This window comes from Endozoicomonas atrinae (assembly GCF_001647025.1).
Taxonomy (GTDB): domain Bacteria; phylum Pseudomonadota; class Gammaproteobacteria; order Pseudomonadales; family Endozoicomonadaceae; genus Endozoicomonas; species Endozoicomonas atrinae.
In genome coordinates this window covers 1-11086 of sequence record NZ_LUKQ02000182.1, presented here as the reverse complement: position 1 = coordinate 11086, position 11086 = coordinate 1, and the positions used below count along the sequence as shown (strand labels likewise).

At 46.5% G+C, this 11086-nt stretch carries 11 protein-coding genes, 2 tRNA genes and 1 pseudogene; 8 read left to right on the top strand and 6 right to left on the bottom strand.

Annotated elements, in window-relative coordinates; all coding sequences use genetic code 11:
* Positions 1 to 192 precede the first annotated feature (192 nt).
* A complete protein-coding gene (gene dgt / locus AK963_RS20080) occupies positions 193 to 1662 on the top strand; it encodes a dGTPase (RefSeq protein ID WP_066017212.1) in 1470 nt (489 codons plus the stop codon).
* On the opposite strand, the gene AK963_RS20075 is transcribed toward dgt, so the two are convergent.
* A complete protein-coding gene (locus tag AK963_RS20075) occupies positions 1631 to 2509 on the bottom strand; it encodes a patatin-like phospholipase family protein (RefSeq protein ID WP_066017211.1) in 879 nt (292 codons plus the stop codon). The genes dgt and AK963_RS20075 overlap by 32 nt on opposite strands.
* A 277-nt stretch (positions 2510 to 2786) precedes the next feature.
* Here AK963_RS20075 and AK963_RS20070 point away from each other — a divergent pair, with 277 nt between their 5' ends.
* The gene (locus AK963_RS20070) at positions 2787 to 3647 is read left to right on the top strand and encodes an aldo/keto reductase family protein (protein WP_066017210.1); all 861 of its coding nucleotides are present in this window, start codon (positions 2787 to 2789) and stop codon (positions 3645 to 3647) included.
* A gap of 165 nt (positions 3648 to 3812) precedes the next feature.
* Here the strand turns inward: AK963_RS20070 and AK963_RS20065 are convergent.
* Positions 3813 to 3889, bottom strand: a tRNA-Pro gene (locus tag AK963_RS20065).
* A 205-nt stretch (positions 3890 to 4094) separates the two neighbouring features.
* On the opposite strand from AK963_RS20065, the gene AK963_RS20060 reads away from it, so the two are divergent.
* Positions 4095 to 4427 carry a hypothetical protein gene (locus AK963_RS20060; RefSeq protein WP_139117546.1) on the top strand — a complete coding sequence of 111 codons (333 nt, stop codon included), beginning with the start codon at positions 4095 to 4097 and terminating at the stop codon, positions 4425 to 4427.
* Between the two features lie 77 nt (positions 4428 to 4504).
* Here the strand turns inward: AK963_RS20060 and AK963_RS20055 are convergent.
* The 4 genes from AK963_RS20055 to AK963_RS20040 all read right to left on the bottom strand — a co-directional run bounded on the left by AK963_RS20055 (position 4505) and on the right by AK963_RS20040 (position 6740).
* Positions 4505 to 4581: transfer RNA gene (locus AK963_RS20055), tRNA-Pro, on the bottom strand.
* A gap of 103 nt (positions 4582 to 4684) precedes the next feature.
* Positions 4685 to 5251 carry a hypothetical protein gene (locus AK963_RS20050; protein ID WP_066017208.1) on the bottom strand — a complete coding sequence of 189 codons (567 nt, stop codon included), beginning with the start codon at positions 5249 to 5251 and terminating at the stop codon, positions 4685 to 4687.
* Between the two features lie 239 nt (positions 5252 to 5490).
* Positions 5491 to 5931 (bottom strand): hypothetical protein, encoded by a 441-nt coding sequence (locus AK963_RS20045; RefSeq protein WP_066017207.1) that lies wholly within the window; start codon positions 5929 to 5931, stop codon positions 5491 to 5493.
* 308 nt (positions 5932 to 6239) lie between these two features.
* Complete coding sequence (locus AK963_RS20040) at positions 6240 to 6740, bottom strand: MarR family winged helix-turn-helix transcriptional regulator (protein WP_066017206.1); 501 nt, start codon at positions 6738 to 6740, stop codon at positions 6240 to 6242.
* 309 nt (positions 6741 to 7049) lie between these two features.
* Between AK963_RS20040 and ectA the strand changes: the two genes are divergently transcribed.
* The 5 genes and pseudogenes from ectA to AK963_RS20015 all read left to right on the top strand — a co-directional run bounded on the left by ectA (position 7050) and on the right by AK963_RS20015 (position 11020).
* A complete protein-coding gene (gene ectA / locus AK963_RS20035; RefSeq protein WP_238593796.1) occupies positions 7050 to 7505 on the top strand; it encodes a diaminobutyrate acetyltransferase in 456 nt (151 codons plus the stop codon).
* A pseudogene (ectB, locus tag AK963_RS20030) lies at positions 7506 to 8817 on the top strand (diaminobutyrate--2-oxoglutarate transaminase).
* A 10-nt stretch (positions 8818 to 8827) separates the two neighbouring features.
* Positions 8828 to 9223 carry an ectoine synthase gene (locus AK963_RS20025; RefSeq protein ID WP_066017204.1) on the top strand — a complete coding sequence of 132 codons (396 nt, stop codon included), beginning with the start codon at positions 8828 to 8830 and terminating at the stop codon, positions 9221 to 9223.
* Between the two features lie 22 nt (positions 9224 to 9245).
* Complete coding sequence (gene thpD / locus AK963_RS20020) at positions 9246 to 10151, top strand: ectoine hydroxylase (RefSeq protein ID WP_066017203.1); 906 nt, start codon at positions 9246 to 9248, stop codon at positions 10149 to 10151.
* 2 nt (positions 10152 to 10153) lie between these two features.
* Complete coding sequence (locus AK963_RS20015; protein ID WP_238593795.1) at positions 10154 to 11020, top strand: amino acid kinase family protein; 867 nt, start codon at positions 10154 to 10156, stop codon at positions 11018 to 11020.
* Positions 11021 to 11086: the final 66 nt, after the last annotated feature.

Genomic DNA, 11086 nt, shown 5'->3' with positions numbered 1-11086 from the left:
AGAGTCAGCTTAGTAAAATATTTAACTTTCTGGAACTATCAGACTTGCAGACCACCCCAAAAAGCTATACTTAACGACAGGTCATTTTGGACTGGTGTTTTGAGGACTTTTTACGCCGGTGATGACAACTCACCGATCTGCCGAAGGATATGGTAACCTGAACACACACCCAACCCCCCGGTTACCAAGCCTATGGCATCTCTGGATTATCTCAAGAAACTGACCTGTGATCGCCCTGAGCCCAGAATCTACGCTCAGCCCAGGGATCTGATTACGGAAACCGAGAGTAACCGGGGTCGCATTATTCAGTCCGCTGCCGTACGACGACTTCAGCAGAAAACTCAGGTCTACCCACTTGAAACCAATGCGGCCGTCCGCAGTCGCCTTACCCATTCCCTGGAAGTTCAGCAAACCGGCCGCTACCTGGCCAAAACCATTCTGGATCAGCTAAAGCAAAATGGAGAACTGGAAAAGCTCGGTCTGGAAGGCATCGAAACGGCCTTTACCAATCTGGTAGAAATGTCCTGCCTGCTGCACGACGTAGGTAACCCACCTTTTGGCCATTTTGGTGAAGCAGCATTCAGCCGCTGGATTCAGGATCATGGTAAAGCCTGCCATCACAAGGCAATGGCAAGACAGTCCAGCGCCACTGGCCAAACCGGTCATTCAGAACTTTTCTATAAGGTGTTATTACCCGATTTATCAGTATTTGAAGGCAATGCTCAGGGCCTGCGCATCATTCACAGCCTGCAGGCACTCAACCTGACCTGGTCACAACTGGCCGCCACTATCAAATACACCCGGTCACCTTATCAGAACAAACAGTCCGGATTTGATTACCGCCAGAAAAAGCCTGGTTTCTACTACTCAGAACACGGCCTTATTCAGGACATCTGGAAACATCTTGAAATACAGGAGAACTGCCGCTTTCCACTGGTCTACATCATGGAAGCAGCAGATGATATTTCTTACTGCATTGCCGATCTGGAAGACGCTATCGATAAAGGAATTCTGTCATTCAGAGGCCTGAGTTTCTGGCTGAAAGAAGTGTGGAAAGAGTTCACCAGTGAAAAGAGCCGATACCTGCCAGAGATCATTAAAGCAGCAGAAAATGTTGCCAAAGATAACCCACAGAACTTTATTCGCCATTTACGCTCACAGCTCGTTCGCGATTTGGTCAGCTATGCCGCTAACCGATACCTGCAAAAGCATGCAGAGGTTTTTCACGGCACCCTGGATGAGCCATTAATTGATGGCGGCTCAGACCAGCACATGGCACTGAAAACACTGAAAACCGTCGCCATACGCCATGTATTCAGCAGTCAGGAGAAAGAAACACCGGAGCTACGGGGCTATGCGGCACTGATGGGCTTACTCGACATCTATCGTCCAATTCTGGAACTCTCCAGAGCCGCATTCTCAAACTTGGAAAATCTTGATGACGGCGAACACTTTATCGAGCATCGACTCAATCATCGCTTGTCCCGGAAGTATAAAGCAGACTATTTTCGGGCAGTGCACCAAATGAGCCAGCAGAAGCGTTCTCCCACCGAAGAGAACGATCTTGAATGGTATTTCCGGACGAGACTGATTCTGGATTATATGAGTGGCATGACCGACCACTTCGTACTTACTGAGTATCAGAGCCTATCGGCAATTTGAACCAGGATGAACGTTTATGGTTCCCTCCCTTGATGGTCTTCAGCCATTGGGCACCTTCGCTCTCAAAGTACTTTCTGCTGGAACTATAACCCATGTCGTAAATAGATTTCAGCTGGTCCGGCTTCACCATAAAAGCGCTGCAGTCCTCAATGCCTTCCGGTGCCAATGACACCTCCGGTAAATTAATATTGGAAAACTGCCGGGCAGAACTGTAGATCTGAAACACTCTATCAAGTACATCAAATGTATTCCCGAAATGTTCACTGGGCTTGGACATAATCGGGGCAAGGTACATCCCGATATGGTGACGGCACTGGTCATGAATCAGATCAGAGGGATAGTTATTAATAATCCCACCATCAGCATAAACCGTCCCCTGCCATTTAACCGGTGTAAACATCGCCGGGTAGGCAGATGATGCCGTCAGTGCATTAATCAATGGTCCACTGCTAAATACTGCCTGTTGCGCTCTGTTCAGATCAGTAGCCACTACATACAGCGGCTTATCTAATGATTCAAAGCTGTCATCCGGAAAGTACGGCTGAAAGTTTTTCGCTATTTTGGCCGAATCAATCAACCCCAGGGCATTGAATGACAGGTTTCTTAAACTGAACATTCGGGTAGAAACGAAGAAATCGAGAATCTCTTCCGGTGCATATCCCGCGCTGTGAAGAGCACCCACCATCGCTCCACCACTGGCACCGGAAATAATATCCGGCTCAATGTCCTGTTCTTTCAGATATTGCAGCAACCCAATCTGAGCCATGCATTTTGCCCCTCCACCAGACAGGGTGAGGCCTAAACGATACGGTTTGCTTTTAAAAAGCTCTGACGTAAAGATGCTCATTGATCAAAAACACTATCTCTGGAAAACAACGTTTCTTGAAAAAACCCCTGAAGAAGTCCCCTGAAATGCTCTCGGAAAGTTTCTGTCCATGCCGACATTATGTCATGAGCCCTGCTCTACACTAAAGTAAATCTCAATAGAGCCTGACCTGATCAGAAAATCTTTACTATTACCAAAGCCTGTTGACGTTTCCTTACGAACTCAGAGACCCCAATAGTTGCGCAAGTAACGAAACGTCAACAGGCCCTACTCAATAATATCAAATGGAGGCAAGGAGATGACTGAACGGCCTGAAACAGATCCATTCTATCTTCACGATACCATGGTACCCCGTTTTATCTATGGGACCGCCTGGAAAGAACAGGCTACTTCTGAGCTGACACTCAAAGCCCTGAATAACGGCTTCATGGCAATAGACACCGCCAACCAGCGTAAACATTATTTTGAAGAAGGTGTAGGGGAAGCGTTGCAAAACTTTTATCAAACCAGTGGAAAAAACCGTGACGACTTGTTTTTACAGACTAAATTCACCTATCTCGAAGGACAAGATAACCGCCTGCCCTATAGCCCCGGGGCTGAGACCAAAACTCAGGTAGAGCAGTCTTTCCTTTCATCCCTGGAGCATTTAAAAACGGATTATCTGGATGCTTACCTGCTGCATGGTCCATCACAGGCTCATGGACTCAGTGACCGTGACTTTGAAGTCTGGGAAGCAATGGAAGACTTCTACCGATCAGGCCATATCAAACTTCTGGGCATCAGTAATGTAAATCATGATCAGCTGGAGTACCTGAGCCACCATGCAGCTATCAAACCCATGCTGGTGCAGAACCGTTGCTTTGCCAGAACCGGATGGGACGCGAATATACGTGAGCTATGCCATCGACATGATATTCATTACCAGGGATTCTCTTTACTGACAGCCAATACCCCACTGTTCGAAAAGCCTGAGTTTCAGGCCATTATGGCAAGGACAGGGTTAACCGGACCACAGGTCATTTTCCAGGCAGCGCTAAAAATGGGCATGATTGTATTGACAGGAACCAGTGATACAGAGCATATGCAGCAAGATCTTAATTGTCTGCAGACGCCACTGACCGATGATGAAGTTACTTTGATAGAGCAATTGATGGCTTGAAATACTATTTTTGGCATCAAGCTCAATTGCTGAACACGGCCTCTACACGGCAAGCTAAGAGTACAATTCCCTCAAATACTGGCAATTGCTCCTGCATTGTCAGCATACAGTACATCCATGTACATAAAAAAAAAGCCAGCATGAGGCTGGCTAATAAAAATAATCTGGTCGGGGTAGAGAGATTCGAACTCCCGACATCCTGCTCCCAAAGCAGGCGCGCTACCAGACTGCGCTATACCCCGAAACTCATAATTGCTTATGAAGTAAAATAGTGTTCCGGACAACATGAACAACGATACTCCTTGAAACGCCGCCACACCGGAACGGTTAATACTTTAACAAACCCACGATCTTTTTATAGTGGTGATTGCCGCAAAACAGTTACGGAATATACACAATCAAAGACTATATTTGATTTCCCTGAAGGGAAAAAAAGTGGAAAACAGAATGAAATCATTAATCATATTTTTCCTGATGCTTTTCATACCAGCTGTTCAGGCTTATGACAGTCAGACTGAAATCCGAAACCTTCAGAAAGAGATTCAGCAGCTTCGCAAAGACATCAGACGGCTTGAGAGAAGAGTAGTGGCACTAGAAGATACCGACTCTTATGGAGATAACAATACACGCTGGGGTTGTTACATGAATGATATTCGTGCCGGAGGCCTGTTTTCTCATGCCGCTACAGAGGCAGAAGCCAGGGGAAAAATATTGAGCCAGTGTACCAGTAAAAAAGGTGCCTGTTTTGATAACCAGATAACCTGCAGCAAGTCAGATTGAATAGCCCATTGATTTGCCGAACAAAGCAAACAGGCAATAAAAAAGCCCATACTCAAGAGCATGGGCTTTATATAATCTGGTCGGGGTAGAGAGATTCGAACTCCCGACATCCTGCTCCCAAAGCAGGCGCGCTACCAGACTGCGCTATACCCCGTTGACTCACTACCGCAAAACATTTTGAAGAATGTTGTGCCGAGCCAGTGGTGGCGTATTATCCCCATTTTTCTGGCGTCGTCAACAGCCAATAAAACTTTTGCTCAATTTAATAAGCTTGAGAGCTTCTGTCTGGACATATCCAGCACATCACGCCTTGTCATATTACTGACCACCGGAATACGGTTGATATCCACATGATGAAGATGCAGATAAGGGTGACTTTGACGAAACTCCCTCAAATCTCCCCGGGTTACAATCGGACAATAAGGCTGGCCAAATTGTTTCTCAAACAACCGGGTAATCTGCCTGAAACCAGATTTGGCAGGCAACAGAATTCTTTTCTTATTCCTGTCACGAACCGAGAGGAAAAAACCTTCCCGCCCGATTGCCTCTCCTGGCACAAGATAAATACCAGTCTGACGGGCAGCAGAAAGATCCAGCCGCTGGATCGTCCACAAATGCTGCTCAAAGTTCGGCATAACCACCAGCTTTTCCCGCTGGGAGGTTCCCCAGTAAACATCATACTTACCGTAAAGACTTTGTGCCCCGGGAGAATAAACACACAAACCGGTCCTCAGGGAGTCAAAGAAATCAGCCGCCCTTTTCTGCTGGCTGAACTGCGACAAACTCCAGATAACCGCTTTCTGATAATCAATTGAACTCATCATTTTGTGAACTACATCACACTCTATGTAGTTGCACGATAATACCAATAAATATGCACTGCAATAATCAAAATGGATTAGATGATAAAAAAGAATATTTCTGCAGCCCTTGCGAGCCCTGGGGATATATATCGGTGAGGTTCAGTGCTTTACAGAGCCAAGCTGTAAAGCACTAAAATTGAGCCTGTTGACATTTCGTCACAAGTCCAATGAAAACCAATCAGGTAATGAAACATCTGTACCTATGGCTTCCAGTCATATTTATCAATGCTATTTAGCGCCAGGCCGCCATCTATATTGCCATCCAGGGTAGCATCCATGGAAAAATTAACCAGGCGTCCCTGAACACCGCCTGTCAGAAGCAGCGACTGTTCCAGAAAGTTATACCCGCCCCCCAACTCAGCCTGCCAGTCGATTTCACCTCTGACACCTTTTAACAGCAGTTTATCAAAGCCGTCGGTGAAGTGATAAGAGAGGGAAAGGTCAACTCCGCTTACATCGCCAACGCCATCCACATCAACACTGCGAACGCCAATGATAGCCGACGGCATCCACCCATGTTTTACCGTCCAGCCCAGCCCGGCATAAACATGGTTATCACTTTGAGCTGCTGCGGCAGTACTGGTCAGCAACGACCCTGTTGCCATAATTGCTGTTATGAAGCCTTTTATTGTCCGGGACATTACGAGACCCCCTTTATTTTCAGGCAATGTGCATTTACTTATACGCCATTACAACTCTACATAACTGGCAAAAATAAGCAACGCACCATCAGACCTAGGAGGCGTTATCAACTCAAGCCAGAATACTTCTGACTAGACGCAAGGACACAGTAATACCCACGTCTTTAAAGTCGTTACAACAACAGCAGAAGTATTCTGGCTTGAGCCCATAGGGTAAAAAAGCACTTTGAGCACTGGAGTAAAGTGATAGGAGATTATTTATAAACAGAACCTGCCCCTACTCAATCTTGATCGCTAAAACTGATTGATCATGGTTTCCAACCGCCTGAGCCAGCATCATCTCTGTCAATCTGACCAATATCAAGCATCGGGGCTGCATCCAAGTGTTGCGCATCAAGCATAAAAGCAACCCGTTCCAATGCAGAAATCACCATGGACTGCTCCCAGTCCTGCATATCCTCAAAGCGTCGTGTAAATAAATCCTGCTGTGGGGTAGGTGCACCCTTTAACAGTTCCAATCCAGCAGGGGTCAGGCTGATCCAGACTTTCCGCTTATCCTCTGCTCCACGCTCACGACATACCAGCTCTTTCTTTTCCAGACGATCCAGAATACTGGTCACCGTTGCCTGGGTAAGACCTATCGCTTTTGCCAGATCCCCTGTTGTAATCTGGGTTGATAGCCTGAGGGTTTGCATGGTCATTAGCTGAGGCAGAGTAAGCCCCGTACAACGACTAATTTCTTTATCCTGCATATCAGTTGACCTGATAATCTGGCGCAAAAGCACCAGCGCATCCTGACTTCTTCCCATTTTTAGAGTTTCTCTCTGCAAACTTTCAGACAGCCTTACTATTCAATGCCTATTAAACAATTTCAAGCAAAAAATACATAGAAATACGATGAATAATTAGTAGTAAAAAAATGAAAAAAATGCAGAAAAAAAACCAAAACCTTGATTTAAATCGAATCAAATGCTTTAAAATATATAGAAATACTAAATTTTAGTATAACTAACATATATAAACACTATGCTTATTTCTTATAGAGAACCCCTGAAAAAAGACGGCATTGCCGTACACAACCTGATAAATAACTGCCCCCCCCCCTGGATAAAAATTCTTTGTATTGCAATCTATTGCAATGTACTGACTTTTCCAGAACTTCCATCATTGCTGAGAGTAATGACGGCGATATTATTGGCTTTATTTCGGGCTATATTGCACCAGAAAGCCCGGAAACTCTGTTCATCTGGCAGGTAGCTCTGGATCAGAGATATCGTGGAAAAGGCGTTGCATCACAGATGTTAAGCAGACTTTTCAATCGGAACGAAGCCCTTCAGAGCCTGAAAACAACTATCTCCCCCAGTAATGCCCCATCTCAAAAACTATTCCAGACCTTTTTCGAAAACCACGGAATGACCGTTGAAACCATCGAGCATTTCAAAGCTGGTGTTCATCTCGACAGTGATCACGAAGATGAAATTCTCTATCTCGGTACAAGAATGGAAGCCAAAGAGTCAGTAACGGTTCAGACCAGCAACAAACAACACCATCACCTTACAGAGGCAACCGGATAAATGAATATCTTTGACGAGCTGGAATCAGACGTGCAATGCTATGCGCGCTCCTTCCCCCAAGACATTTCACCGGGCACAGGGCGAGTTCCTGTATGATGAAAATGGTAACGAATACCTTGATTTTCTGGCTGGAGCAGGAACGCTCAACTACGGCCACAACCACTCGGTATTCAAGGAAGCGTTACTGGAATATATCCAGGCAGATGGCATCACCCATGGTCTGGACATGCATACAAAAGCCAAAGAGGCTTTTCTAACCACCCTCAGTGAAAAAATCCTGAAGCCAAGAGCCCTGGACTACGTCGTACAGTTTACCGGTCCAACGGGAACCAACGCGGTTGAAGCAGCCCTGAAGCTGGCAAGAAAAGTAACTGGCAGAACCGAAGTAATTGCCTTCACCAACGGGTTTCACGGTGTCAGCCTTGGCTCACTGGCCGCCACAGGCAACAGTCATCATCGCAGTGGGGCCGGAATCAGCCTGAGCGGTGTCAGCCGGCTCCCCTATGACGGCTACCTGAATGATACGATTGATACCACAGAGTACCTGGATAAAGTACTGGGTGATGCAAGCAGTGGTGTGGACCTCCCTGCGGCGGTTATCGTTGAAACCGTTCAGGGAGAAGGTGGTATCAATACAGCAAGCTTTGAATGGTTGAAAAACCTCGAGTCAGTCTGTAGAAAATACGACATATTGCTGATTATTGATGACATTCAGGCAGGCTGCGGCAGGACAGGCACTTTCTTCAGCTTTGAAGACGCTGGCATTAAACCTGATATTGTCACACTGTCAAAATCCCTCAGCGGCTACGGCCTGCCATTTGCCATTGTATTGTTCCGCCCAGAGCTGGATCAGTGGAAGCCAGGCGAACACAACGGTACTTTCCGCGGGAATAATCTGGCCTTTGTCACTGCCAAGGCTGCTATCGATCACTACTGGTCTGATAATGGCTTTTCCGAAGCCATTAAAAAGAAATCACTTTATGTATCCAATCGCCTGAAAGACATTGCTGAAAGTCATGGAGCTGAAACACTGAGCACACGTGGGCGAGGCATGTTCCGAGGAATTGACTGCGCCAGCGGAAAGCTGGCGGGAAAAATCACCCGCAGCTGCTTTGAAAATGGACTGATTATTGAAACCAGCGGTCCCGAAGACCAGGTTATCAAACTCCTGTGTCCACTGATTACCAGTGACGAGAACCTTGAAAAAGGGCTCGATATTATTGAAGGCGCTTTTTCAGAAGTCTGCTCTGCGCATCGCTCCACCACTGGAGCAACAAAACAATTCAACAACCTGTTTCAGGTCGCCAGCTGAGAAAATAAAAATGATAGTACGTACACTTCAAGACGCAGAACAGTCAGAACGCCGGGTCGTATCTCCTGATGGCCATTGGGAGAGCACTCGCCTGCTGTTAAAAAACGACAACATGGGCTTCTCTTTTCATATCACCACTATTTATGCCAATACTGAGACTCATATCTGGTATCAGAACCACCTGGAATCTGTTTACTGCATCAGTGGTGAAGGTGAAGTGGAAACACTGGCAGACTCAAAAATTCATGTCATCAAACCGGGCACCATTTACATCCTGGATAAAAATGATGAGCACCTTCTCAGAGCCCATAGCGAACTTAAACTGGCCTGTGTGTTCAACCCGGCACTGAGTGGTCAGGAAGTACATGATAAAAATGGTGTTTACCCACTTCTGGAATGCCGTTAACCAAGGCCACCACATGTAAGCCATGAACCTTTCAAACGATTGCTATCCATCAAGGGTATCTTCCAGAGAAAAAATTATCCGGCGCACTGCGCCGGTTATTTACCCTTCAGACGAAGGCCCACCGGAGCACCTGAGCAACTCCCTGCTTCAGCAATACCTGGAAAAAGGGTACATGCTGATTCCTGACCTCTTTAATGCACAAGAGGTAGCTACTTTCCTTGAAACTGCTGAGTACATGAGACGGAATACAGACATTCTGACCTCTCCTCAGGCAATCACTGAAATCAGTAGCGGAGAGCTGCGCTCGGTCTTCCAGATTCATGAAAACCACTCCGGGTTCTCAGAGGTGGCCTGCGATTCCCGAATCACGGATATCGCCCGTTTCATTCTTGGCGGCAGTATCTACATTCACCAGTCCAGACTTAACCTGAAGCCCTGCTTCCGGGGTCAGGAATTTTACTGGCATTCCGACTTTGAAACCTGGCACGTTGAAGACGGTATGCCGGACATGAGGGCCCTCAGCTGTTCCATCCTGTTAACCGATAATGATGCCAGAAATGGTGCCCTGATGCTGTTTCCCGGCTCTCACCAGGAGTTCATTTCCTGTGCAGGTGAAACACCGGACAACCACTATCTCAACTCATTAAAGAAGCAGGAGTATGGGGTTCCCAGTGACCAGGGTCTGTCATACCTGGCTGACAAGTATGGTATTGACTGTGCTGAAGCCAGAGCGGGTTCTGTTCTGTTTTTTGACTGTAACACTATGCACGGTTCAAACAGCAACATCACCCCCTTTCCCAGAAATAATCTATTCATTGTTTACAACCACGTGGATAACCAGGTAGGTGAGCCATTTTGCGGTAAACCTCCTCGACCGGAATTCATATGCTCCCGCCAAAACATCAAACCGATCAATATGAACCAGTAAAAATGACGCATACCGTTGAAAAAATTGGTGGCACATCGATGAGCCGCTACCAGGATGTTTTGAAAAACATCTGGATGAATGAAAAAAACGGCACACTCTTCAACCGGATCTTTGTCGTTTCGGCCTATGCCGGAGTGACCGACCTCCTGCTTGAGCATAAGAAAAGCGGTGAGGCCGGGGTATACAGAACCTTTGTCGAGGGCGAAAAAGAGGATGCCTGGCAGGATATGCTGGGCAAGGTAGAAACCCATCTGCTGGAGATAAACAGCAGAATGTTCACTGAACACTACCTGGCACAGGCAAATCAATTTATCCGACAGCGGATCGCGGATGCCAAAATCTGTATGACCAGCCTTCACAGCCTGTGCTCGTATGGCCACTTTCAACTGCAGCAACATCTGGTTACAGTACGGGAAATGCTAGCGTCCATCGGCGAGGCCCACAGCGCTTTCAACTCAACCCTGCTCCTTAAGGCCAATGGGGTTAATGCGAGGTTTGTTGATCTTTCTGGTTGGAAAAGCAGTACTCCGCACCCTATGGACGACATGATCCGTGAGGCTTTTGAGTATCTGGATCCCTCCAGACAGCTACTTATTGCTACCGGTTATACCCATTGCGAAGAACAGTTGATGAAAACCTTCGACCGGGGTTATAGCGAAATGACGTTTGCCAGAATTGCGTCAATTACTGGAGCAAAAGAGGCCATCATTCACAAGGAATATCATCTCAGCAGCGCTGATCCTAAACTTGCAGGCAAAGACAATGTGATTCCCATCGGAATGACCAACTTTGACGTTGCCGACAAGTTATACCAATTTCATTTTCAAAATATGTCACGAATTCTGCGATTGCCTTTATACTTTAAATAGCCTGTTGTTCATCCCGTTAATGTCATGCCTAAAACTCCCGATTTTCCTGAAAACTTTCACGATGCA

Excerpts from the sequence above, each read along its gene's own strand:
- dgt (WP_066017212.1), top strand. The coding sequence starts at position 193 with ATGGCATCTCTGGATTATCTCAAGAAACTGACCTGTGATCGCCCTGAG.
- AK963_RS20075 (WP_066017211.1), bottom strand. The coding sequence starts at position 2,509 with ATGAGCATCTTTACGTCAGAGCTTTTTAAAAGCAAACCGTATCGTTTA.
- AK963_RS20070 (WP_066017210.1), top strand. The coding sequence starts at position 2,787 with ATGACTGAACGGCCTGAAACAGATCCATTCTATCTTCACGATACCATG.
- AK963_RS20060 (WP_139117546.1), top strand. The coding sequence starts at position 4,095 with ATGAAATCATTAATCATATTTTTCCTGATGCTTTTCATACCAGCTGTT.
- AK963_RS20050 (WP_066017208.1), bottom strand. The coding sequence starts at position 5,251 with ATGATGAGTTCAATTGATTATCAGAAAGCGGTTATCTGGAGTTTGTCG.
- AK963_RS20045 (WP_066017207.1), bottom strand. The coding sequence starts at position 5,931 with ATGTCCCGGACAATAAAAGGCTTCATAACAGCAATTATGGCAACAGGG.
- AK963_RS20040 (WP_066017206.1), bottom strand. The coding sequence starts at position 6,740 with ATGGGAAGAAGTCAGGATGCGCTGGTGCTTTTGCGCCAGATTATCAGG.
- AK963_RS20025 (WP_066017204.1), top strand. The coding sequence starts at position 8,828 with ATGATAGTACGTACACTTCAAGACGCAGAACAGTCAGAACGCCGGGTC.
- thpD (WP_066017203.1), top strand. The coding sequence starts at position 9,246 with ATGAACCTTTCAAACGATTGCTATCCATCAAGGGTATCTTCCAGAGAA.
- AK963_RS20015 (WP_238593795.1), top strand. The coding sequence starts at position 10,154 with ATGACGCATACCGTTGAAAAAATTGGTGGCACATCGATGAGCCGCTAC.